A 24,602-nucleotide genomic window follows, 5' to 3' on the forward strand; every position below is an offset into this window, starting at 1 on the left:
AGAATGATGACGATGTCTTCTGACGGGCATCCCACCGCGCGCAGTTGGGCAAGCAACGAATCGTAATTGCTGGGCGCCGCGGTCGACCAAAGGGATGCCTCAGTTTTGCTGCTGATAGCTCTGCTCGAGGAACCATTCGGCGATGCCAACTCGACCTTTGCCTGAGCACCGCCCTTTGTTTTTATCCAATACGCAGCGCAAGCGGCATTGAGTATGAGGGAGCCAGCAAGCAGCCAATGTAAGCGAATGGATTTCATGGCTTCGATTCGACCGCTTGGGGTGCGGGCGTCTGGAGTTGATTTAACCAACTGCCAGCGCCGCTTTTTTGATAAGCGGCCATCGCTTCGGGAGTCAGCTTTGCGCTGATCTTCGCCGATGCTTCGCGCTGGAGCGCGGCGAACTCGGCCTCACGTTGGGCTGGCGAATAAAGGGACTGTTGTTGAATCGCTTCAGCTCGTTGAATGATGCCGCGTTGCAAGGAAACGAATTCACGAACCAAATCTTTACCGTAACTGTAGTTTTCTAGGAGGGCGGAGGTTTTGATGTAGCTCGGATCGTTGACGAGGACGAATTCCTGGCCGCGTTCGCCGCCGAGTGCGGCGGCCATTTGGGCGACAAGTTTCTTTTCCTCGGCTTCCCGTTGTTTGGCAATTTCGCGAGTGATACCGCGCGGGTAATTTTTTTCGAATTCCAATTGGAGTTTGGCCAGTGCTCGGAACTCGACTTCAGAGGCTTCGAAGTGATTGAGCTTCATCGCGAAAGTGTAGTTACTGCTGAGGCCTCGGATATCGTAATCGATCAATTCTTCGGGGGTAAGCGTGGCGGCGAGATCTTCGCGTTGCGCTTTGCGCAAGAATTCGAGTTGGGCCTGATCTTCTTGGAGCCACACCTTGCCTGAGCGGTCGCTCACCTGCTGGTATAATTCGTCGTAGTCGCCTCGGATGAGAGCGACTTGATCTGCTTTCGATTTAGAAAGGTTGCCATAGGTGCGCAAACGCACGGCCTGCTCGTAAGGATCCTGCCAATCGAACACATCGCCGCCCACGGCGAGTTTCACTTCGTCGTCGATTTTACGGAGTAGCTGGCGGCGTTGCTTGCGGAGTTCAGGCGTGAGGCGCTCGTCGTTTCGGTAAGCTTGATAACGCCAATAAGGCAGCGGATTTTGCGATTCCAGGGCATCGAGTCGTGCTTGGTAGCGCGCTTTGACCCGACGCATGACGAGCGCCCGAATCACCGCCGGCGGGAAACCTTGTTTACGGAGAGTTGCGGCATAGTCAGCGTCGGAGCCCGCTTGCCACGAGGACCAAGTGGAATCGGTGTGGGTGAAAGATTGGGGTGGGACCAAGCCTCGATTCTCGGTCGATGGGTGTGGTGTGACCGTGTCTATTTTCGCGGAAACGCGCAATGACCACCACGCCGCGAACGCGAGGTTGGCAGCAATGGAGAGAATCAAAACTGCGCGCGCGAATTTCACGGGCCGCCGGGTTTTGGGGCGAGGTTGCGCAGCCACTCGCCTTTGAGATCTTTGTAGGCGGCCATGCTGCGCGGGGTGTTGAAGATGCTGCCGAGATTGGTCTCGGCTTCGGCGGCGAGGGCGGAGAGTTGGGCGGTGCGCTGCTCGGCGGTGAGTTGCGGGTTTGCGCGGATGGCTTTGGCGCGGTCGTTGGTTTGGGTGCGGATGGCGTTGATGGCGGTGAGGCTGACGAGCGGGATGTCCAGGCGATTCAGCAAGCGAGGGAGCAGATCGCTGCCGGCTTTTTGCAAGGCTTGGTAATCGGCGGCGCGTTCTTCACCAAGGGTGGCTTTGAGTTTGGCGTCGTAGTCGGCTTGGAATGTCGCGGCTTGTTCCGGGGTGGGAGGACTGTTGCGAAAGGTGGCTTCGGCGGATTTTTGCAGTTCGAAGAGCGCTTTGTATTCCGCTTCGGAGGGCTGGAAACTATCGAGTCGCGAACGCAGCCCTTCCGCGGTGGGGCTGTTGCGGAGTTCGTAAGCGGCGTATTCTTCGGGAGTGAGGATCGCCTTGAGGGCGTCTTCGCGTTGTTTGGCTTCCTGCTGCCATTGCTGGGCGGGGTTGGCACTGTAGCGATCTTCGCCGGGTTTGCTCGACGAGTTGGCTCCCATGCCTTGAATGCTTTTCTCCTGTTGCTTCGATTCCACTATGGCGAGCTGGCGCAATTTTTCGATGTCGAGATCGCCGAAGCGGGAACGGTATTGGCGGACGGATTCCTCGTCCGCGCTGAAAAGTTCCGGCGAGAGCAGGTAAGTGCGTTGCAAGCGCTGGTTTTCAAGAAACATGCCCATGAATTCTTGTTGGGATCGTGGCTGGGCAAAATTCTGGCTGCTTTTCCAATAGGGCAGCGTTTCGTTGGCATAGCCGAGCGTGCTGCGTTGTTCGACAAGGCGCGCCACGAGCATCGCACGGACGGCGGCGGCGATGTCCTTCGGCGGACAACCGGCGGCGCGGAGCCGCGCCACGGCCTCGTCGAGGGAATCGCTTTTGAGGCCAGCCCACAACGGCTCGCGTTTGGGCCAGGGGGTGGCGGCATTTTTTGTCGGCGGGGATATCTCGGTTGGGGCATTCGAAATCACCGACGCAGGCGTCGCGGAGCGACTCGCGATCAGCGTCCCGAGGACGAGGTTTGCCAGCAGGGAGACGATCAAGAGAGGAAGAAAGAGTTTCATTATTCGTTTCCTCCGCGGCTCGGCGGGGTGGGGGCGGGTTTAAGTTTGCGGATCCAATTACCGGCGCCTTCGCGTTCGTAGGATTCGTAGGCTTTAGCTCCGAGCTTGGTGGTGAGTGAAGTCGAGGCTTCGCGGTAAAGCGCGGTGAGTTCCGCGGTGCGTTGTTCCGGGGAATAAAGCGTGTTCGCGGTGATGGCGGCGGCGCGGTTGGTGATGTTTTGACGCACTGAAAACACGTCCTTGGCGACGGTGACATCAAAGTTGAAGCGGGAAAGATCGCGCACGGTGTTGCGAAAATCGTTGGTGGAAACCAGCGCGTATTCCTTGTAGCGCTCGGGACTGAGCACGGTGCGGGCTTGTTCAAGGAGTTGGGCTTCGGCGGTGCGCTTTTTGGCCTGTTCCTCTTCGCTGAGATAGTTGCTTCCGAACTGACGATCGAAGTCGAGTCTCACCAGAGTAAGCGCGCGGAACTCTTCTTCAGTCGCATCAAAATAGGTGAGCTGACTGCGCACGGCGTGGGAGGAAGCGCTATTGCGGAGGTCGTATTGCAGGAGTTCGTAGGGTGCGAGGGAAGCTTCGAGGTCAGCCCGACGCTCACGTTCGAGCAGGCGGAGTTGTTCGCGATCCTCGGGGAGCGTGACGCCACGCGATCGATCGCGGATGTTGGTCGAGAGTTCGCCGTAATCGGTGGAGATGGCTTCGATCTGCGCGATCTTATCGGCTGGAATCGATCCGTAGGTGCGCTCGCGTTGGGCGCGCTCGTAATCGGGCACGCTTTCCGGGCCGTCGCCGAGGGCCGCTTTCATTTCCGCGCTGATTTCGCGACCGAGGGCGCGGCGTTCTTTGCGGGCTTCGGGCGAGAGATGCGCGTCGGGGTGCAGGGGAGTGCGCTTCCAGTATTCGTCTTTCTCCAGTGGACGGAGCGCATTCAGGCGATCCGCGTAACGCGCCGTGATGCGACTGCGCAACATATCGCGCACGAGAGCGGGCGGGAAACCTTCCGCGCGGAGGCGGGCGACGTAGTCGGTGTCGGAGAGTTGCGCGAGGCGCGGCCAGGTTTGCGCGTCGAGCGGCTGCGTAAGCGGATCGACGGACGTAGGAGCCGCAACTGACTTTGTGATGTGGAGGTGACTGCTCGCGGGGGATAACGGAACAGCGGGCTTGAGTAACAGCCACGCGCCGAGCGCGGCGTTGGCGGCGAGAGATACGGCCAGTAGTAAGGCGCTAGTTTTTTTCATCGGGGGTTAGTCCCGGGCCCACGGGACGATTTTTCCAATAGTTCGCTAAGATCGAACCGGTGATGTTCATCCAAGGACTAAAAATCGCGGCGGCCAGCCCGACGGTGGCGAGCTTGCCCATCGAACCCGCGAGCCCTGACGCCATGCCGCCATTTTGCAGGCCGACTTCGAACGCGACGGAGCGCGCGGAGTTCTTGTCGAGCCCGGCGCTGCGACTCAGCCAGTAACCGAAGAAATAACCCGCGGCGTTGTGAATCGCGGAAGCGAGGAAGAGCAGTGCGCCGACTTTGAGGAGATTGTCGCGGCCGGCGGCGGTGGTGACCGTCGTGAAATAAACAATGCCGGCCATGGAAACCACCGGCATCCAGCCATCGAGGCGGGTGAAGCGGCGCGTGAGTTGATGATACGTAACGCCAAACGCGACGGCGCCCAACGCGAAGCCAATGAGTTCGTAGGCGAGTTGAACCGACGGCGACTGCGCCAGCGCCCACGGGTCATCGTGCGTGATCAAGATCACCGCGGCGCCAGCGGCGGAGATGAGTTGCGCAACTGCCCAGCGGCGCAGGCGGGCGGGCGTGGCGTGTTTCAAGTAGTCGTGAATCAGAGCCGCCGCGATCGGCACAATCACGATTTTGATGATTTCGATCATCATGTTCATGAATTTCACTTCGACCAAGGTGCCGGCAAGCAGCTTCATCAAAAGCGGCGTCATGATCGGCGCGACGAGGGTAGTGACGGCGGTGACAGTCACGGAGAGCGGGAGATTGGCTTTGGCGATAAACGTCATCACGTTCGAAGCGAGGCCACTCGAGCAGGAGCCGATGAGAATGATGCCGGCGGCGATCTCGGGTTCGAAGTGAAACACTTTGGTCAGTAGCCATCCCACGATGGGCATCACGGAAAAGTGACAAAGGATCCCGACAAGCACACCGCGCGGGGCTTTCGCGACGCCGGCGAAATCATGCAGGCTCATCTGTGTCCCCATCCCGAACATCACGAGTTGGACCACGACGAGCACGAGCCATTTGTTGCGCAGATCGATTTCGCCCCAGCGAAGAAACGCCGACGGATAAACCATCGCCGCGACGACCGCCGCGAGAATCCACACCGTGTATTGATAACCTTTCCACTTGGGCGCGGCGCCGAGGCCGATCGCGAGGCATAAGGTTCCGACAACGGCAGCGGGTTTCCAGAGCGAAGGATTGGCCAAGCCGACACCGATCAAGAGAGCCAGCAGCGCCGGACCGACCAGATAGAGACAAAATTTTCGCAGGGGTAACATGAGTGGGGTGGGGTCGCGAAAGCAGTTACAGCAGCGTCGCCAGATGATCGATGGCGGTCGGCGGACTCGCGAGAATCGGGATGCGTTTATCGGCCTCCGGCAACGCATCGACGACGCGCGCCATCGAGGCCTGGGCGAGGACGATTACGTCGACTTGCGAAACGAGTTCGCGCAACGCCGCGGTGACGAGCGAATCGTGTTTCGCGGTGTCGCCCGCCATCAACGCTTCGAACGCCCCTTCGCACAACCGCGACGTGAGCTCGATGGTTTTGCCGGCGGCCGCGGCGCGACGACGCACCAAATCCGACGTGGGGTTGAGCGTGGTGGCCAACGTCGCGATGACGCCGATACGACGACCGGTTAGCACGGCGATGTCGGCCATTGGCTGATCCACACGGAGCACCGGCACCGCAGAAAAAGCGGCGGATGCTTCCACCGCCGGGCCGATCGACGAGCACGTCACGAGAATATGATCTGCGCCGCCAGTCTCGGCCGACGTGATGTAAGCACCCACGCGGCGCGCAATGTCGGCGGTGAGTGCACCTTTCGCGCCGATTGCGCGCACGAGGCTGTCGTCCACGATGTTGAAAGTATCGACGTTAGGCAGCTTGGTTTTGCAGAGCTGCGCAAAGACCGGGACGAGCGTCGCGGACGTGTGCACGAGAGCCAGGGTTTTTCGTTTCATGGGGTGTTAAATTTTGCCGCGCGCGACCGCGCCGAAGTAATCCGGCGCGCCGACCTGGCCGCCTTTGAAATTGATTTCGATGCCGTCAGCCGATGAACCGGGCGCGTGGGAGCGGCACAGCGGTGCGCCTGGCGCGAGCGGCGCGATCATCTCTAGCGATTCGAGTCCGAGTGCGCGTCCGGTGTAACTCGACGTGTCGCCGCCCGCGATCACGAGGCGACGAATGCCCGTGGTTTCGATGGCTGCGCGCGCGAGTGCTCCCAGCTTGGCCCCGAGCTGATCGGCCGAAACCGGCGCGGAATCTTTTTCGCCGAGACTCGTGTAAACAATCGTGTGACGGCCCGACTTGAGCGCGGCGGTGACATCCGTGAGGAGCGCGCTGATCTCGGTCGCAGGATCGAATTTGATCCCGATAAAATCATGCGCGAGCGCCCATTCGATCTGTCCTGCAGTGACGGGCGAGCAACTGCCCGAAAGCACGAGCAGTGGCGCCGCGCTGCCCGGGTCTGGAAAAGTAGGGCTAGGCATGATTTCGCCGCGTGCCGCCCAATACATTCCGAGCGCCGTTTCGACGCCTGACGAGCCGATGGAAAAAAGCGATTTTCCCGGCGTCGTAAAACCATCGAAGGCGGCGCCGATTTCACTGAGATGCTCGGGTGTGAGAGCGTCGAAGAGGAGGGCCGTGTGCCCGGTTTGCACCAGCGAGCGCACCGATTCGGTAATCGCGGCGACGCCACGTTCGATGGTGAGCACGTCGATTAAGCCGATTTTCGCCGCGGTTTGTTTTCCGAGATGCAACGCGAGATCGGCTTCGTTCATCGGCGTGACCGGATGCCGGCTGATTGCCGGATGGCGGTCGAGACGGTGAATCGCGCCGGCGCTGCCGATGCCAAAGCGCGCGAACAAGTTCCCGAACAAACAATAGCGTCCGAGCGTGGGCGTTGCGGCGAGCACGGGCACAAAAGGAGCTTCAAAAACCGCCGCACCCACTTCGAGTGCGCACCCGATGCTGCCGACGTGCGGAGCAGAATCGAAGGTCGAGCACACTTTGTAGTGGACGTGACGCGCGCCGAGTTCACGCAACGCCGCGAACGCGGGGCGCAAGGTCGCTTCCATCGCGGCGGGTGCGAGCGCGCGCGTGAGTCCGGCGACGCCGATGGCTTGCAGGCCGGGATAACGCGCGAGTTGTGCCGGCGTAGGCGGATCGAGAAACAACACCGTTTTCAGGCCGGCCCGGCTGAGTTGTTCCAGCGCATCAGTCGAGCCCGTGAAATCGTCGCCGTAATAAGCGAGTCGGAGCGAGTGAGCGGTGTCGGCCATGGTGCGAGATGACTATTTTCCGAACTTGGCGACCGACACGGCCAGTTCGGGATAGGCCGCGACGGCCTGCGTTGGTGTGAGGCCTTCGAAGGCGGCTTCCCACCATGTGCGCAGTGATTTCACGCCCGCTGCCGGCCCAGCGGGATGCGCCATGATGCCGCCGCCCGCCATGTAGAGGAGATCGACGGTTTGCGTGCGACGAAAAGTTTCCGGAGCCTGGCCGCCCCATTGACCCGAAGAGACGACCGGCAAAACCGGTTTGCCGAGCGGATCGGGAGCGAGACACGACTGAATCGAACGCACGACAGAGTCGTCGGATTCCCAGAATTTATTCGCGATGCCGTTGACGTGCAGCTGATCGACGCCTGCGAGGCGCCAGAGTTTTTGATAGGCCGGATACTCGATGCCGAGCAACGGGTGGCGATTCAACATGCCCCAACCGTTGCGATGGCCGTGAATCGCGAGCGCGCCGCGGTCGCAGATTTTTTTTGAAGCGGCGAGGCCGACACTATTGATGCTGAGCATCGCGCACGTGCCGCCGGAGGAAACGATCTTGTCGTAATGCCGGCTCATCTCGTCGAGTTCGTCACTGACGTTGAACGCATACATCGCCTTCTTGCCGGTGCGATCGGCGTGCGCGTTGATGACCGCCATGATCGCGTCGACGCGGTCGTCGAAGGGCGAATGCGGCGGGTTCGCCATCAATTCGTCGTCCTTGAGAAAATCGATGCCGGCTTCGACGAGCGTCTTGACCATCGCAGCCGTCTCGCTCGGCGAGAGACCGATGCTGGGCTTGATGATCGTGCCGATCAGCGGACGGTTGTGCACGCCGGTGAGTTGACGGCACCCGGTGACGCCGAATTTCGGACCGCGAAACGATTTCGTAAATGCCTCCGGAAAATCGATGTCGAGCAGCTTGAGGCCTGAGAATTGGGCGATTTCGTAGAGATTGCCTTGGAGCGTGGAAACGAGCGTAGGCAGGTTGGTGCCGAAATTTTCCAAAGACCACGAAACCGAAACGAGGGCGCGCTGAAAACTCTGGCCGCCGCCGCGGGCGCCGGGAATCGCAGGAGTTGCGACTGTTTCGAGCGGCACGATTTTTTCCACTCGCGCGGCGAAACGATGTTTCAGTTCCTCAGTCTCGCCGGGCACCGCGACGAATGTCCCGGAAGACTGTTCGCCGGCGAGCGTCGCCGCGGCTTTTTCCACCGGATGGGGCGTCTCGACAAGATAGTGGGCGGTGAGGCGATCCATGGGCGTCAGAGGCGGAGGGTGCTGGTGAAAGTGTAAGTTCCCGCGGGCGCGTGGCAGCGGGCGAATTTTCCTTCGCGTGACTTTAGGGTCAGGCCGTCGGTGGTGACGGGTGCGTCGGATTCACTCGGGATAAAAATGTGGGCCGAACAATTCGCCGGGACGCGCACGGTCCACGTGAGTTGATCGCCATGAAGTTTCCAGTCGCTGAGAATTTCGCCGTGTTGCGTGCGGTAGGTGGCGCGCGCGTGGTCAAGCCCGCGACCGATAAATGGACGCAACACGAACTTTTGATAGCCGGATTCTTCCGGATCGAGTTCGATGCCCGCGACGTGGCGGAACAACCATTCGCCGACGGAGCCGAGCGAGTAGTGGTTGAAGGAGTTCATCCCGTCTTTGTGGAAACCGCCGGCGATCGTCCAGCTGTCCCAGCGTTCCCAAATCGTGCTCGCGCCTTGGAGCACGGGGAAAAGCCACGAAGGGTAACTTTCCTGCAGGAGCAGGCGATAGGCTACGTCGGTGTGGCCGGTAAGCGTGAGCATCGGATTGAGGTGGCCGATGCCGACGAAGCCTGTGCTCAGATGCCAATCGAGCGCGCGGAGGTCGTCGACGAGTCGCTCGGCGGCCTGGGCGCGAACTTCCGTCGGCAACAAATCGAACGCGAGCGCGAGGAGGTAGGCAGTCTGCGTGGTGACGGCGAGTTCGCCATCGGGCTTGAGCCATGCTTTTTGAAACGCGGCGCGCACGCGTTCGAACATCGCCTGAAAACGCTGCGCTTCGGCGTCGCGTCCGAGCGCGCGGGCGAGTCGCGCCATCTTGGCGGCGTCGTCGGCCCAATAGGCGGTCGCCAAAAGATTTTTCATCGGCGAGTGCGTGCCGAAACTGGTGTCACTCGGGATGCAGAGCCAGTCGCCGTAGTTATTCGCGAGTTTATTGAGACGCAGGCCGTCCGGATTGTGGCGCTCGATCCAATCGAGCCATTTCACCATCGCATTCCAATGGCGCTCGACGATGCGCAGATCGCCGTAAACGCGCCAGAACGTGTAGGGAATGATGACGCCTGCGTCGGCCCACGCCGCGCCGCCGCCGAGATTGCCCAGGCCGACGTAATTGATGTCCTCGCGCAAACGCGGCGCGACGTCGGGGAACACGCCTTCTGCGGTTTGCGCGTCTTCGACGTCGATCATCCATTTCGTGAAAAACGCCGCGACGTCCATGTTGCACGTGGCCGTGCGAAAGAAAACCTGCGCGTCGCCCATCCAGCCGAGACGTTCGTCGCGTTGGGGGCAATCGGTCGGCACCGAGAGAAAATTGTCCCGCTGCGACCAAAGTCCGTTGAGCCAAAGACGGTTCACGCCCGCATGAGAACATTCGAAGTGTCCGGCTGGCGGCGTCGCCGAATGAATTACACAGCCGGTAATCGCGTCGGCGCGTGGCTGTAATTTGTCATATAATGTATGACAAACGGCGTTGGGCGTGGAGGCGGTAAGTTCGATGTATTGGAAGCCGTGGAAGGTGAAATGCGGCTCGAAAACTTCCACGCCGTCGCCGCGGCAGATGTAAACGTCGGTGGCTTTCGCGCGGCGAAGATTGGCGGTGTAGAGCGTGCCATCGGGATTGAGGCGTTCGCCGTGGCGCAGCTGAATGCGCGTGCCAGCGGGCGCTTCGACCCGCAAACGAATCCATCCGGTCATGTTTTGCCCGAGGTCGTAAAGAAAAACGCCGGGATTGATTTCGGAGCGGGAAACCGGCTCGAGTGTTTCCGTGATGCGGACGGGCTCGGCGCGTTGGGCCACGAGAGAAACGTGTGGAGCGGAAACTTCGATTGCAGGGAGATCGGGCCCTGCCTCGCGCCGCGCGTCGTAAATTTCGCCCATCATGAAATCCGACGAGAGAATCGGCCCGGTGGCGCACTGCCACGCGCGGTCGGTCGTGATGGTCTGGCGCGAGCCATCGGCGAATTCGATTTCGAGTTGCGCGAGCAAACTATTTTCCAGCGAACCGTAGCGCCCGCGCCTCTCCTGCCAGCCGACGTAACCGCTCCACCAGCCGTCACCCAGCGTGAAGAGAAGCGAATTCGCGCCGGCTTTCAGCATGCGGGTGACATCGTAGGTGCGATAGTGGATGCGTTTTTCGTAGTCGGTCCATTCGGGCGCGAAAATATCTTCGCCGATGCGGGCACCATTGGCGCGGAGTTCAAACACGCCACGCGCGGACGCGTAGAGCGTGGCGCGCTTCACGGCGTTGCGAATTTCGAAACTGCGTTGAAAACACGCGGGCGTGCCGGGCTCGGTCAACGTGCCGACGATCGCCGCGGGATCGCGCCGAAGAATTTCGGGATCCGCGGCAATCCAGCGCGCGGTCCAATCGGATTTTTCCAATAGGCCCATTGTCCAAAAAGAGGGCGGGGAAAAGAGTGTTTCGCCGACGTCGGTGTATGACTCTACTCGCCAGTGGCACACGCCGCGCGACTGCAGCGCGGCACCCCCGTAGCTGACATGAGTCGTCTGATCGCTTTCGATGCGCCCGGAATCCCAGCGGTCGCCAGTGCCGGCATCGAGGTTTTCCAGCGAACTGGCGACGAGGATGCGGTAGGCGGTTTGGCGCGCGCCGCGCCGTTCGCTGGCGAGTTGCCAACTCAAGCGCGGCACGCGTTCGTCGATCCCAAGAGGATTGACGAGGTATTCGCAGCGGAGATGCGTGAGGTGGTCGGCTGAACTCATCGCAAAATATCAGGCGCGCTCGGATTCGATTTGTTCAAGGGATTTGCCGGACGTGTCCGGCATGAAGAAGAAGCCGACGCCACCGCTAATGACGAGGAACACCGTCAGCAAACCAGCCAGCAGGCCGATGCCCTGGTTAGAAATGGCCGGCACGTAAAAGCTCCAGATGCCGACGGCGACGCGCGCGAAGCCAAACGTGAACCCTTGCGCGGTGCCGCGCAGCATGGTGGGGAATAATTCCTGGCTGAACACCTTGTAGAACGCTTCACCCGCGAGCGCGCAACCCGCGGCAAACAGCACGATGTTCGCCACGATCACGGGAATGCTGAACGGCATGACGATCAAAAGAGCATAGGCAAAAATTTGCAGGATGGCGCCGATCGCCCAAAGCAATTTGCGCGTGCCGTGACTGCGATCGGAAAAAGGCATGAAGACCGTGACAGTGACCAGCATGGCGGTGAAAAATGCCGCGCTCGGCAAACCGACAGCAAGGGCCTGGCTGCCGCCGGCGTTGTGTTTGCTGATCAGGTAGGAGTTGAACGCACCCGCGGTGCCGGCGGCGAGATTCCAGAACGTGTAGATGGTCGCGGTCCAGACGAGCGCGCGAAAATTCGCGCCGGAAAAAAGTGCGCTGACTTGGTTGCGCACGTCGGAAGCCGTTTTTTTAGCTTCCTTCCAGCGTGCTGATTCGGCGAGGCCGCGGCGCAGCGCCCACGTGACGAAAGCGACGACAAACAAGTGCAGGAAAACGATCCGCACCCCGAGCAGGCCCAATGGTGCGAGCGCGAGTGCCAGCCATAACACGACGGCTGGCCCGAGACACCAGGCGACTTGCGTGAAGCCGAGCAATTTTCCGCGGGCTTTCGCGGGGGCGAGTTCGCCGACCAGCGCGAGCGAAGTCGGAATGTCGGCACCGACGGCGAGGCCGACGACGAACGTGCCGGCGAAGAGCATTTCCTTGTTCATCGAAAACGCGATGCAGAGGATGCCGACGGCGTAAACGATGAGGTCGTATTGATAAATGCGTTTGCGCCCGAGTTTGTCGCCGAGCCAGCCGCCGAGGAAAGCGCCGATCGCGCAACCGATGGCGTTGGGCCCGATGGCTTGCAGCGCGCCGACGGCGCCGTCGGTTAAACCAAATTGGGTCTGAAACAATGCCAGGCCGGCGCCGAGGGCGACGATCGAACCGGCGTCGAGGTAGGAAGCCATGCCGGCGAGGGCCGACCATTTCCATTGTTGGCGGGTGATCGTGCCGGAATTGTCGGGGTGATCGCTCGAAGCGGTGAATTGGCTCATGGGGGGCGGGCGTTTTAAGAGAAAGATTAAGAGAAAGAGGAACGAGAAAGATTTTTAGCGGGCGGGAATCCAGACGCTCATGTCGGCTTCGCCGCGATTGCCCCACGCGTAGTAGGGGACGAATTTCACGCTGATCGGTTTGGGCGCGGCTGCCGAAACTTCGCGGTAAAGTTGCTTCGCATCCCACTGAGGACGTTGCAGCACAAGTGCAGGCAGGGTGAGCGTGAGCACGTTGGCGTTGACGATGATTTCGCGGCTGGAGGTGATGGCCCCGGCGTTTTGCTGAAGCGAGAGCGCCACGTCCTTTAAATTTACTCCTTTAGGCAGATCGTTCGATTCAAGGCAGTAAACCAGCGGACCATATTTCACGGCGACTTGATTCACGGTTTCCTCAACGAGCGGATTGGCTTCGACGAGCACGGGTTTGAAGGCGAGATCGAGCGTCACGACATCACCCGCCTGCCACTTGCGAGTGACCTCAGCGTAAGTGCCCGCAATGAGTTTGGTTTTCACCGCTTCGCCGTTTACGCGGAGGGAAGCGGAGTTTTCGTGCAGCCATCCCGGGATGCGAAGTTTGAGCGTAACCTCGTCGGCGGGGGCAGCCTCTAGGGTGAACTTGATCGCGCCGGCCCACGGGTATTCGGTCTCCTGACGGAGTTTGATGTGTTCGCCGGTCGTCCACTTGGTGTCGAGCGTGCTCGCCGCGTAGAGGTTTACCCACACGGTGTCTTTCGAGAGCGAGTAAACGTAATTGTGCGCCTCCGCGATGGTGCGCACGACGTTCGGCGGACAGCAGAAGCTGACGGGAATATTGGCCTCGCGCGTGCGTGACCAGCGCATCGGCCACTTAAAGTCCGCGGATTTTTTCAGCGCGTTGACGTAGAAGTAATCTTTTCCATCGAGGCTGATGCCAGGCAGGATACCGTTGTAGAGTGTCTGCTCGAAAAGGTCGGCGTAGTTCGCGTCGCCGGTGACCGCCAGCATGCGCCAGATCCACATGCCGTAGCCGATGGTGGCGCAGGTTTCGTTGTAGGCGGTGAGATTGGGCAGCTGGTAATCGCGGCCATAAGCCTGATGGATCGGCTTGATGTATTTGTGCTGCGTGTGCGGCACACCGTCGGGCGAGGCGCCGTCGTAGATCGCGCCGGTCATGCCGGTGATATAGAGTTTTTTCTCGGCGACGTTGTCGGAAAGCGTGGTGAGGGTTTTGAAGAGCGACTTGTCACCGTCCTCGGCAAACACATCCGCGACGCCGGCGTAGAGGTAATTGGCACGCACGGCGTGGCCGACGGCTTCGGTCATTTTGCGGAAAGGCATGCGGTCCTGATTGTGATCGCTGCCGTCTTTTTCCGGAACGAGGCTGCGAATCTCGATGAGTTGCTGGCCGAGGGCGAGGTAACGCGGTTCACGCGTCACGCGGTAAAGTTCGATCACGCCCATGTAGTGCGAGGGGCAGATGGCGTTGCGCGCGAGTTCCAGCGGGCGATCTTTGCACAAGCGATCGATGTAGTCGGCGGCTTTGCGCGCGAGATCGAGCATCGAGGGTTTCCCCGTCACGCGGTAATGAATGCACGCGGCGGTGATGAGGTGACCCATGTTGTAGGTCTCGAAGTGTTCGCGGTCAGCGAATTCCTTGATCGGGTCGCCGTTGCGTTGCGGGATGATCGTTTGCGTGTGCAGGTAACCGTCTTCGCGCTGGGCTTTCGCCACGACGGCGATGATCTCGTCCATCTGCCGGTCGATCGCGGGATCTTTGGTGATGGCGTAGATCTGCACGAGAGCTTCGAACCATTTGAGAAAGTCGCCATCGTTGAACGGCGGACCGGAGAACTTTCCTTTCTCGAGTCCGGCGGCGATCCTGTAGTTGCGCCAGGCGGGGCTGGTCGCGGGGTTGCTCATCAGTTCGCCCATGTGCGGCACCATCGTGGTTTTTGCGACTTCGAAACGCTCGCCGAGTAAACCGCCTTGCCAATGGACGTCGCCGAGGTCGGGCATGTAGAACTTCGCGTTGGGCGAACGGGTCGTATCGACCAGCGATTTTTCGCCAGCGTGGAGTGACGCGAGGGCGAACAGCGGCAATAGCAGGAAAGCACGAGCGACTGGGCGATTCTTCATGAGAGGGAAAGCTAAAGGAGTGAAGGATCGTTGCCCGGTTGCAGCCAGGGGTGGCCGCGGCGGGGCGCAAAATCCGTCAGGGGTAACTGCGGCGAGATAAGTTGAAACGATAGGTTATTTTGGCGGTTGTGTCAGCCGTGTTTTGGCTAATTTTGTGCGGAATCCTAACCTATGCCCCGGCTCTACGCGGATCGCCCCCAGTTCACGTCTTATGGTTTGTCCTGTGTGCGCTGGAATCCGAGTCCGATGCAACGCCCGGATCACCACAATGAAATCCAGATTAACATGCTGGGCCGCGGTCGGGTGACGTATGTGTTGGGCGACCGGATGGTGCACATGCGGCCGGGGCGCCTGACAGCATTTTGGGCGGCGATTCCGCACCAGATCATCGATTACGAGCCCGACACGGAATATTTCGTGGCGACACTGCCGCTCGCCTGGTTTTTGCAATGCGAGTTGCCCGCTGTGCTCGTGCAGCCGTTGATGCGTGGCGAGGTGGCGGAGGAACCGCAACAAGACCGCGCCAACTTCGATTCAGGTTTGTTTCAACAATGGGAGTTGGACCTCAAGAAGAGCTCCAAGGAAATCCGCGAAATCGTCGTCGTTGAAATGAAGACCCGGCTGCGCCGGCTCGCGCTGGCACTTGAATCTCCGAAGGGCGGCGCCAGCGCGCGGGCGTCCGCAAAAATGCCGATGGGCGGTCTCAACAAAGTGGAGCAAATGGTGTGCTTCATCGCGGGCAATTACATGGATCCGGTCACGGCGGACGATATCGGCAAGGCGGCGGGGCTGCATCCGAACTCGGCCATGCGTTTGTTCAAGCGGACGTTTGGGACGACGCTGGTGGAGCATTTGACGCATCATCGCGTCTTCCACGCGAAGCGACTGCTCGCGACGACCGACCAGAAGATCGTCGATATCGCATTTAGCTCGGGCTTTAATTCAATCAGCCGGTTCAACGAAGTGTTTCGCCAGCTCTGCGGGTGCACGCCGCGGGCGTTTCGCGCCGAACACGATCTGGCGGGCGTCGGGCCGTGAAGAGGGAGCGCGCTGTTAACGCGGGCGCAAAAAAGCCCGGCAACGGCGTCTTTGAAACGCGCGCGGCCGGGCTCGGTTTGAAAACGAGTTGGCTTAGAAGCGAACGGTGACGCTGGCCATCAACTGGCGCCCGTCGGTGTAGATATTCGACGGAAACAACTTCGATCCGTAAACTTGGTAGCGGAGTTTATCGGTGAGGTTCACGCCTTGGATCGCGATCTGGACGTTTTTGGTGATGCTGTAGTTCAGCGACGCATCGAGATCGCCGTAACCGAGCATCGTCTGGCTGAGCAGGCCGGCGTTCACAAAATAAGCAAAGCCGGTGATAAAGTCTTCGCGGTAATTGTAAGCGACGCGCGCTGACAACGGGCCTTTTTCATACATTGCGACAAGGTTGTAGCTCTTTTTGGAAAGGTTCGTGAGCGGCGTGCTGACCGTGCCCGCACCCGTGACCGTGGTCGGCGTGGAGCTGTCGACATAGGTGTAATTCGCCTGAATGCCGAAGCCGTCGAACGGTTTTGGGAGGAAGGTGAAAAACTGCTGGAAGCCGGCCTCGAAGCCTTGGATCGTCGCGGGATTCAAGTTGCGCGACGTGCTGATGACGTAGGTGACGCCGTCGTAGGTGCGTTGCTCGGAGAAGCTGGCGATGAAGCCGGTGACTTCCTTGCGGAAGCCCGCGACGTAAACCAAATCGGACTTGTTAAAGTAATACTCAAACGATGCGTCGAAGTTTGTGCCACGAACAGGTTGGAGGTCGGGGTTGCCCTGCGAGCCGGAGTTGAGCGCGGGGTTTACCGGGTTGGCGTTCAACGTGAGCGAAGGCGACAGCGATCCGAAATTCGGACGCGTGATCGTTTTCGAAATCGCGGCGCGGGCGTAGAGATTTTCGGTGAGGCGCACGCGGGCGTTGAAGCTCGGCAAGTAGTTCCAGTAGGAACTCTGGAGGTTGAGCGGCACTGCCGCGGCAGAGTTCGGGCCTTGGAAACCGTTGGTGTCTTCTTTGGTTTGCACGGCGCGGAGACCGACGTTGCCCTCGACCAGGTAGCCGCCGATCTTGCCGGAGAATTGCGGCATCAAGTAGAAGGCCGTTGTGGTTTCCTCGATGTCGAACAAGCTCAGGCGATTGACCGTGGCGGAAGTTTCCGGCGTGTTGGTCGCGCCGTAGATTTTGAAGAAGGCGTTCGCGTCGCGCATGATCGCGGTGCCGCCGGTGAGGTAGGACGGAATCTGCGACTGGCTATAGCCGGTGAAGAAATCCTGAATCGGCGACGCGCCCCACGTGCCGGGATATTGGCTCAGCAAATTGCCCGTGGTCGGAAACGTGTATGAACCGAGGAAGAGACCGGTCGGGTAGTTGTCGCTCGTCGTGGTGGAGTAACGCACGCCGCCGAGAATCTTGGATAGGAAACCCTTCTTGAGATTGTATTCACCATCGACACGCGCGGCGTTGCCCTCGGTGTTGGAAGGAAACAGGCGATAGTTGATCTGGTTGAGGCGATAGGCGCTCGCGTCCTGCAAACTTACGCCGGCGATTTGCACCGAAGGAATTTCGCCCGCGAGATCGTAGGTCAGCGACGGAATGTTGATCGAGGCGAACACGAGATTGTTGTAGAAACGGTTCGAACTCTTGTAGCGGTTGGCGTCGAACTTGATCGTGAGATCGCCCGACGTGAAGCGCCCACCGGCGTTGACCATGTCGAGTTTGTTTTGGAGATCGCGAATGAACCCGTAAGCCGTGCCGGTGACGTTCGCGAAGGTCGCGGTGCGCACCGCAGTCGTGCTGCCCTCAAACATCGTGCCGGAGCCGGCGACGGAGTTGGCGGCGCTGAGACCGGTGGTGAATTGCGCGGCGTCCTGAATGTTGCGCCACTTGTTCGGATTGTAGCCGACGTAAAATTGCCAGCTGTCATTCGGCTGCCACTCAAGGACGGAGTTGAAGCCGCTCGTCTTGAATTCTCCGTAGCCCGAGCTGACGTTGTAGCCGCTCGAGGAAAGTGCGGTCGGCACGCCGGTGGTCACGGTGGCGTTGGCCACGGGATTGCCGATACCGATCGCATCTTCGCGCCACGGCGTGGTGATGTCGCTCAACGCAACGAGTAAACCGATTTTGCCGAAGCTAGTCTTGGTAGAGGCGTTGGCGAAGACGTTGTAGTTTTGCGCGTTTCTGCCGCGCAACGTCGAGTAAGCGGTGCCCGCCGTGACGCCGCCGCCGTAGCCGTCGGCGAAATCGAATGGCTTGCGCATGCGGACGTCGACGAGGCCGCCGAGGCCACCGTCGATTTGGTTCGCGGCGGCTGTTTTGTAAACGTCGATGCCCGCGATCAGTGCCGAGGGAATTTGTGAGTAATCGAAATTACGCTGACCGACGCCGACGCCAGCGGTGCCGTTGGCGATGCCGCCCGGCGTGATGACCTGGCGGCCGTCGAGCGTGTTGGTGATTTGATTGAGACCGCGAATCGTGACTGCGCCGTTGCCGCCGAGGCCCGAAAACGTGTGAGCGAGTTGCACGCCGGGCACGCGCGAGAGCGCGTAGGACGCATTGATGTCGGGAAGTTTGTCGATGTCGCTCGCGACGATCGAGTCGACGATCTCCATTTTCGACTGCTTGATGTCGGCCGCAGTCGCGAGACTTCCGCGAAGTCCGGTCACGACGAAGGTGTTAAGTTCCACCGCTTTTTCTTCGGCGGGAGTTTCTTTGGTCGCCGGGGTGGCGGCCACCTGACCGAGCAAGGGGGCCGAGCCAGCAGCTAAAAATGCCAGCAGGCTGGCACTCGTGATTGATTTTATTTTTTTGTCCATGGGGTAACGGAGTTCAGGCGTGAAGCTTTGCTTCGGGGATTGGGTGGGGTGATGGTTCTCTTGCGAAAGACGTGATGGGCTTCCGGCGGTGGAGCCGCGGCGCTTGTCAGGTCGGAGAAAGGGGTTTGGAAACAGGCACTCGGGCAACGGAGCACGGAGCGAATTTGGATTCGTTAAGGCGATGACGAGCGATCGAATGAAATCGATGGACGTAACTAAAGCAGTCGTGGGTAAGGGGAGCGCGTTGGGGGCAAAGCGTAACTAACGCTGCTGACCTTAGCTGATTTGCGCCGCGCGGACTGCTTACATCCGTCGAGAATACTTCCGGAATTCTAACCCGATGCCCGGGCGCGGTCGACTAGGCGGTGCTCGAAAGCAACTGGCGCACCGCGTGATTCCACCCGCGGGTGAGTTGTTCTACGGCCAGCGGATCAAGGCTCGGCGTGTAGTAAACATCTTCAGGTGAATGCGCCGCGAGATCAGCGAGAGAGTAATGCAAGCCCAGTCCCAGTTGACCCGCGAGCACGGCGCCCAGTGGCGAACAATCGGCCATCGCGGGCACTCGCAACGTGGCGGTTGTGACATCCGCCGTGAGTTGCATGAGAAATTGGCTCGCGGTCGGGCCGCCGTCGGCGTGCAGCGTGCCGAGAGCAACACCTGCATCGGCGCGCATCGCCTCGAGCGCATCGCGGATTTGCAGCGCAATCGATTCAAACGCCGCGCGCGCCACGTGGCGGCGATCACTGTGGCTGCTCAGTCCGACAATCGTCGCGCGAGCCTCGGCCTGCCAATGGGGAAGACCAAGCCCGGCAAATGCGGGCACCAGATAAACTCCGCCGTTTTCGCGTGCATCGATGGCGAGCTTTTCAAGTTCAGCGATATCCTTCGCAAGGCCGAGTTGATCGCGCAGCCAGTTGAGCGTGGACGCTGAACTGATGATAATTCCTTCGAATGCATACACCGGTTTCCCCTGAAACACCCACGCGAGCGTGGTGACGACGCCACGCGAAGAAAGTCGCATCGTGGATCCGATGTTGAGTAACAACGACGATCCGGTGCCGAAGGTAACTTTAGCCGCGCCAGGCTCGAAGCAGCGCTGGGCAAATAGCGACGCTTGAGAATCGCCCATCACACCGCAGATCGGCAACGCGCGCGGCAGCAGGCCACCGAGCGTCGTCTCGCCGAAACGCGCGCTGCTTTCACGCACGTCGGGCAAGGCTTTGACCGGAACTTGCCAAAGCGCGCAGAGCGCTTCGTCCCAGCGGAGATTTCGAATGTCGAACAGGAGCGTGCGACTCGCGTTGGTGGAATCGGTCGCGAACGTTTTTCCGCCGGTGAGGCGATAGATTAAGTAAGCGTCGATTGTGCCGATGAGCGCGGAGCCATCAGCGAGTTTCGCGTGGATCTCGGGGCGATTTTGCGCGAGCCACAGGAGTTTCGACGCGGAGAAATAGGCGTCGATTTTCAGGCCGGTCTTTTCGTGGGTCTCGGTTTCGTGGCCAGCGGTGCGGTGTTCGTCGCAAAGCGCCACGCCGCGCCGGCATTGCCACACCATCGCAGGGGCGAGCGGGCGACCGCTGCCACGTTCGAAGACCACGATAGTTTCGCGCTGGTTAGTGATACTGAGAGAAGCGAGTTTGGAAATGTTTTCGGAATGACGCGCGAGCAGTGCGCGCAGCACGGTGAGCGTGTTGCCCCAGATTTCGTTGGCGTCGTGTTCGACCCAGCCGGGCTGCGGATAATATTGCCGATGCTCGCGGGACTCGCGGTCGAGCGCCCTGCCTTGGCCGTCGAACAGCAACGCCTTCGTGGCCGAGGTGCTCTGGTCGAGTGCGAGGAAAAGAGACATCGCGGGTAATCAGGCGCGCAGAAGCGTGCGCGCGGTTTCCGCCAGCCCTTCCATCGAAATGCCGTAGTGGCGGAAAATATCTGCCTGCGCGCCGGTCACGGTGTCTTCGTCGGGGAAGCCAACGGCTTTAAAACGCGGGGTCACGGCGGCGGATAATAACGTCGCCGCGACGGCGTCGCCCACGCCGCCGTTGACCATGTGTTCTTCCACAGTGATGACCGCGCGACACTCGCGACCGGCGCGGAGAATTGCTGCCGTGTCGAGCGGTTTAACGGAATGGAGGCTGAGCACGCGGGCGGCGATACCGCTTTCTGCAAGTTGCGCGGCGGCGAGCAGGGCGTGCACCACCGTTTCCCCGTTGGCGATGAAGGCCACGTCGTTGCCGTCGCGCAGCGTGAGGGCTTGGCCGACCTCGAATTTCGTTTCGGGCGCGTGCAGCTCGAACATCGCGGCTTTGCCAAAACGCACGAACACCGGGCGCGTCGCGTGGGCGGCGAAACGAATTGCTTCGCGCGTCTCGAAATTATCCGCCGGCACGATGATCGTGAGATTGTTGATCGCGCGCAGCACGGCGAGGTCGTGAATCGAGTGATGCGTGCTACCGAGCGCGCCGTAGCTCACCCCAGAACTGATGCCGATGATGACGCCGGGGACGTTCGAATAGCAGAGGTCGTTTTTAATCTGTTCGAGCGAACGCGCCGTCAGGAAACACGACGGAGACACGCCGAACGATTTTTTCCCGCATGCGGCGAGGCCGGCGGTGATGCCCACGAGGTTTTGCTCGGCGATGCCGACTTCGACGATTTGTTTAGGCAACGCTTTGCCGAAGGGCGCGAGTTTGCCGGAGCCGCGCGAATCGCTGGTGACGGCGATGATATTGCGATCGGCCGTGGCGAGCGCTTGGAGCGTGTCGGCGAACTCTTCGAGATTTGCGCGGCCCTTTTTCAGACCAAGCTTTTTGAGCTGATCGTTCGCCGCCGGACTGAACATGGAAGGAGCGGGAGCGCTCATGTGACGCCTCCTTTAAACCTGGCTTCGGCGGCGTCGAGTTCGGCGAGCGCCTGCGTGAGTTCGGTTTCGCTAGGCACACCGTGGTGCCATTTACCGACGTTTTCCATGAAACTGACGCCTTGGCCTTTTACTGTGTTGGCGATGATGAAAAGCGGTTTGCCCGCCGGCGGAGGCGTGGTGAGTGCGGCGATCAACTCTGCGTAGTCGTGACCGTTGATGGAGCGGACTTCCCAACCGAAGGCGCGCCATTTTTCGTCGAGCGGTTCGTTCGACATCACTTCGCGCGTGTGGCCGGTGATCTGTAGCGTGTTGTGATCGAGAATCGCGACCAGGTTATCGAGTTTGTGGTGCGACGCGGCCATCGCGGCTTCCCAATTCGAGCCTTCGGCGAGTTCGCCGTCACCGAGCAGCGTGAAAACGCGAAACGCGTCGCCATCCATTTTTGCGGCGAGCGCCATGCCGAGGCAAATCGGCAAGCCGTGGCCGAGCGCGCCGGTGTTCATTTCCATGCCGCGGATTTTTCGCGTGGGATGGCCGACGTAGTAAGATTTATAGTGGCACACCGTATCGAGTGCGGAGTCGGGAAAATAGCCTCGCTCCGACATGACGGCGTAGAGCGCTTCGACGCAGTGTCCTTTGCTTTGCACGTAGCGATCACGGGTGGGCGAATCTACGCTCTCCGGGGTGACGTTCAACACGTGGTTGTAGAGCACGTTGATAATATCGAGACACGAGAGTCCACCGCCCGTGTGGCCGGCGCCGGCTTCATGGATGAGCCGCAGCATGCGCTTGCGCTGAGCAAAAGATTTTAGAACGAGGTCTTGTTCGGTCATCGAGCGGGAAACGTTTTCCGATGAAAGGCTGTGCGGTTGCGAATCAGACTTCAGGTTTCTCGTGGCGGTAGGTTTCCCAACCGAGATAATTAGTGAACGCTTCGTCGAGCACGGCGGCAGTGCGCGAGGCATTCATCACGACGTGATGCTCGAAGCCTTCGCGGCAAATGTGCTGCATAAGTTTTTGCAAACGCGGCACGTGGGCGACCGCGCGATTGCCGAACGTCTTTAACTCGTCGTTCGTGAGCGAACCTTCGCCGACATAAGCGCGGATGATGCCGCTCGTGTCATCGGTGGTGATGCGGCCAAACGTGAGCGGGCTGGCCGGCGTGCGACCGTCGAGCGCGCCCCAGGTGTTTTCGACGCCGAGCGTGGACCCGAGGATCGGCGCGGTGGAAACGGTGATGTCGGGCAAAAATGATTTCGCCCAATTGCCGCAGTGGAAGAGCACGCATTTGTCGTCCTCGGCACCGTAGTTGTTATTCCAATCGACGAGCGCGCTCGGCGAACTGGATGCGAGCTGCATCGCATACATCGTGAGCACGCCGGTCACGTCGACTTCGCAGGCGCTCGGCAAAAGATTTTCGCTCATCATGCTCATGCTGGTGCAGACATTGCACCCGTGGTTCGCCTGCACGGAAGTCCAGCATTGGATCGCGGTCGCATCGAGGTGATTGGCGGCGACGAAATCATCGAGCACGACTCCGAGGCGCGCCATCTGTGTGAGCTTGGCCGGCGGCACCGCGCGGGCGTTGGCGTAGGCTTTGATTTCGTCGATCTTGCCAAGGATGCGTTTGTCGTTCTCGGCAAACTTCGCCGCCTGGCCAAGAATTTCGGAAAGGTCGACGGTCGTGACGCTGATGCCGTTGCGTTCGAGAATTTTTTCCGAGTAACGCACGGTGTTGAACGCGCCCGGGCGCGCGCCGACCGCGCCGATGCGGACTTTGCGCAGGCCGCGCACGACGCGGCAGACGGCGATAAATTTAGCCAAGTCGGCGCGGAACGAAGCGTCGTTCGGGTGCACGACGTGTTTGGTCGTGAGCGAGTAAGGGATGCCGGCCTGGCGGAGATTGTTGCAGACGGAAATTTTTCCGCAGAACGCGTCGCGACGACGAATGACGTCGAGACGATCGAGATCGTCGGGATAGCCTTGGACGAGCACGGGAACGTTGAGGCCGGCGAGTTTCAGCGTATCCGCGACGCCTTTCTCGTCGCCGAAGTTCGGCAAGCACACGAGCACGCCGCTGATCCGCTCGCGATTGCGCCGGAAAAGGTCGGCGCATTTGCGCGCGTCACTGTGCGTTTCCACGCCACCGAGTTTGGTTTCAGTGGGATCGAGCATCACGCCTTCGATGCCGACTTCGGCCAGCAACTTCGTGAGATCGGTGCGGGCTTCGGCGACCAGTTTGTCGGGGAAGAAATCGCGGTTGCCGAAAATAATGCCGAGAGTGAACACGGGGGTGGACATGCGGGATGGGGTAAGCGGAAATTAGGATACGCGCAGAAATTAACGCGGCACCCTATTGACCAGACCCGCATGGTAGTGTAATAATAGTCCCGATTCTCCCGCGATTGCGGGCAGAATTGCCGGTTTCCTAACATGGTTTCGTTCGACCCCACTCGCCCCGATTTTTCTCCTTACGGTTTTGCCTGCGTGCGCTGGACGCCTTCGCCCATGCGCCGACCGGATCACCACAACGAAATCGAAGTGAATATGCTCACGAAGGGCTGGGTGACTTATCTGCTCGGCGGGAGAAAAGTGCGGCTTAACGCGGGGCAGTTCAGCGTGTTCTGGGCGGCGATTCCGCACCAGATCGTGGATTTCGAAGCGGGCATGTCTTACTACGTCGCGACAATTCCCTTCGCGTGGTTTTTGCAATGCCGCCTGCCGGAGCGCTTCGTGCAGCCGCTGCTGCGCGGCGAAGTGTTGAGTGAAAAACTTTCGCGCGAGCGGGTGCGCCATGATCAGGAATTATTCACCCAGTGGGAAATTGACCTCGTAAATTCGAACGACGAGATGCGTCACGTGGTGATGCTGGAAATGGAGGCACGTTTGCGCCGGATGGGGGCGACGCTGCCTGCCAAGCCAGTGCAAACCGCGGCTTCGGCCAAGCCCACGCGAGCCCGCAGCACAGCGCTGCACGGGGGCGAATTGAACAAGGTGGAACAGATGGCGTGTCTTATCGCGCAACGTTACACCGAACAACTCACGGTGACGGAAATCGGCAAAGAGGTCGGCCTGCATCCCAATTACGCGATGGGGCTTTTCAAAAAAGCCTTCGGCACGACCTTGATCGATTACTTGACGCATCACCGCGTCTCGCACGCGCAACGATTACTCGCCACGACCGACGAGAAGATCGTCGATGCAGCGTTTAGCTCGGGTTTTAATTCCATCAGCCGTTTCAACGAAGCGTTTCGTCGCGCCTGTGGGTGCACGCCGCGTGAATATCGCCGGCAGCACACGGCGACCAACTGAC

At 60.2% G+C, this 24,602-nt stretch carries 17 protein-coding genes; 2 read left to right on the forward strand and 15 right to left on the reverse strand.

Features of this window, described 5'->3' with window-relative positions:
* Window positions 1-253: 253 nt before the first annotated feature.
* From ACRRQW_RS15975 to ACRRQW_RS16020, 10 genes are read right to left on the reverse strand one after another with little or no spacing between them, the layout of a single operon-like run.
* Entirely contained in the window at window positions 254-1,474 is a 1,221-nt protein-coding gene (locus tag ACRRQW_RS15975; protein WP_438482596.1) for a hypothetical protein, read from the reverse strand.
* The gene (locus ACRRQW_RS15980) at window positions 1,471-2,682 is read right to left on the reverse strand and encodes a hypothetical protein (RefSeq protein ID WP_438482597.1); all 1,212 of its coding nucleotides are present in this window, start codon (window positions 2,680-2,682) and stop codon (window positions 1,471-1,473) included. Before ACRRQW_RS15980 ends, ACRRQW_RS15975 begins: the two co-directional genes overlap by 4 nt.
* Entirely contained in the window at window positions 2,682-3,920 is a 1,239-nt protein-coding gene (locus ACRRQW_RS15985) for a hypothetical protein (protein WP_438482598.1), read from the reverse strand. Before ACRRQW_RS15985 ends, ACRRQW_RS15980 begins: the two co-directional genes overlap by 1 nt.
* On the reverse strand, window positions 3,907-5,202 hold the full coding sequence (locus ACRRQW_RS15990) for a bile acid:sodium symporter family protein (protein WP_438482599.1): 1,296 nt from the start codon (window positions 5,200-5,202) through the stop codon (window positions 3,907-3,909). The genes ACRRQW_RS15985 and ACRRQW_RS15990 overlap by 14 nt, the downstream gene beginning before the upstream one ends.
* Before the next feature lie 25 nt (window positions 5,203-5,227).
* Window positions 5,228-5,887: an aspartate/glutamate racemase family protein gene (locus ACRRQW_RS15995; RefSeq protein WP_438482600.1), complete on the reverse strand. Its 660-nt coding sequence runs from the start codon at window positions 5,885-5,887 to the stop codon at window positions 5,228-5,230.
* 6 nt (window positions 5,888-5,893) lie between these two features.
* The gene (locus tag ACRRQW_RS16000; protein ID WP_438482601.1) at window positions 5,894-7,207 is read right to left on the reverse strand and encodes a four-carbon acid sugar kinase family protein; all 1,314 of its coding nucleotides are present in this window, start codon (window positions 7,205-7,207) and stop codon (window positions 5,894-5,896) included.
* A gap of 12 nt (window positions 7,208-7,219) precedes the next feature.
* Window positions 7,220-8,461 (reverse strand): ribulose-bisphosphate carboxylase large subunit family protein, encoded by a 1,242-nt coding sequence (locus ACRRQW_RS16005; protein WP_438482602.1) that lies wholly within the window; start codon window positions 8,459-8,461, stop codon window positions 7,220-7,222.
* A gap of 5 nt (window positions 8,462-8,466) precedes the next feature.
* Window positions 8,467-11,181, reverse strand: a complete 2,715-nt coding sequence (locus ACRRQW_RS16010) for a family 78 glycoside hydrolase catalytic domain (RefSeq protein ID WP_438482603.1) — start codon at window positions 11,179-11,181, stop codon at window positions 8,467-8,469.
* A gap of 9 nt (window positions 11,182-11,190) precedes the next feature.
* Window positions 11,191-12,477, reverse strand: a complete 1,287-nt coding sequence (locus ACRRQW_RS16015; protein ID WP_438482604.1) for an MFS transporter — start codon at window positions 12,475-12,477, stop codon at window positions 11,191-11,193.
* A gap of 54 nt (window positions 12,478-12,531) precedes the next feature.
* On the reverse strand, window positions 12,532-14,592 hold the full coding sequence (locus ACRRQW_RS16020) for a glycoside hydrolase family 127 protein (RefSeq protein ID WP_438482605.1): 2,061 nt from the start codon (window positions 14,590-14,592) through the stop codon (window positions 12,532-12,534).
* A 171-nt stretch (window positions 14,593-14,763) separates the two neighbouring features.
* Between ACRRQW_RS16020 and ACRRQW_RS16025 the strand changes: the two genes are divergently transcribed.
* Window positions 14,764-15,630, forward strand: coding sequence for a helix-turn-helix domain-containing protein (locus ACRRQW_RS16025; RefSeq protein ID WP_438482606.1), 867 nt, complete (start codon window positions 14,764-14,766; stop codon window positions 15,628-15,630).
* Window positions 15,631-15,723: 93 nt separating this feature from the next.
* Here the strand turns inward: ACRRQW_RS16025 and ACRRQW_RS16030 are convergent, their stop codons facing one another.
* The 5 genes from ACRRQW_RS16030 to ACRRQW_RS16050 all read right to left on the reverse strand — a co-directional run bounded on the left by ACRRQW_RS16030 (window position 15,724) and on the right by ACRRQW_RS16050 (window position 23,590).
* Window positions 15,724-18,429: a TonB-dependent receptor gene (locus ACRRQW_RS16030; protein ID WP_438482607.1), complete on the reverse strand. Its 2,706-nt coding sequence runs from the start codon at window positions 18,427-18,429 to the stop codon at window positions 15,724-15,726.
* Window positions 18,430-18,787: 358 nt separating this feature from the next.
* The gene (locus ACRRQW_RS16035; RefSeq protein ID WP_438482608.1) at window positions 18,788-20,278 is read right to left on the reverse strand and encodes an FGGY-family carbohydrate kinase; all 1,491 of its coding nucleotides are present in this window, start codon (window positions 20,276-20,278) and stop codon (window positions 18,788-18,790) included.
* A 9-nt stretch (window positions 20,279-20,287) separates the two neighbouring features.
* Window positions 20,288-21,289 (reverse strand): transketolase family protein, encoded by a 1,002-nt coding sequence (locus tag ACRRQW_RS16040; protein WP_438482609.1) that lies wholly within the window; start codon window positions 21,287-21,289, stop codon window positions 20,288-20,290.
* Window positions 21,286-22,122: a transketolase gene (locus ACRRQW_RS16045; RefSeq protein WP_438482610.1), complete on the reverse strand. Its 837-nt coding sequence runs from the start codon at window positions 22,120-22,122 to the stop codon at window positions 21,286-21,288. The genes ACRRQW_RS16040 and ACRRQW_RS16045 overlap by 4 nt, the downstream gene beginning before the upstream one ends.
* A gap of 43 nt (window positions 22,123-22,165) precedes the next feature.
* Complete coding sequence (locus tag ACRRQW_RS16050) at window positions 22,166-23,590, reverse strand: L-fucose/L-arabinose isomerase family protein (RefSeq protein ID WP_438482611.1); 1,425 nt, start codon at window positions 23,588-23,590, stop codon at window positions 22,166-22,168.
* A gap of 132 nt (window positions 23,591-23,722) precedes the next feature.
* On the opposite strand from ACRRQW_RS16050, the gene ACRRQW_RS16055 reads away from it, so the two are divergent.
* Window positions 23,723-24,601: a helix-turn-helix domain-containing protein gene (locus ACRRQW_RS16055; RefSeq protein WP_438482612.1), complete on the forward strand. Its 879-nt coding sequence runs from the start codon at window positions 23,723-23,725 to the stop codon at window positions 24,599-24,601.
* Window position 24,602: the final 1 nt, after the last annotated feature.

Origin of the sequence: Oleiharenicola lentus (assembly GCF_051660365.1) — a bacterium.
GTDB classification, from domain to species: Bacteria; Verrucomicrobiota; Verrucomicrobiia; order Opitutales; family Opitutaceae; genus Lacunisphaera; species Lacunisphaera lenta_A.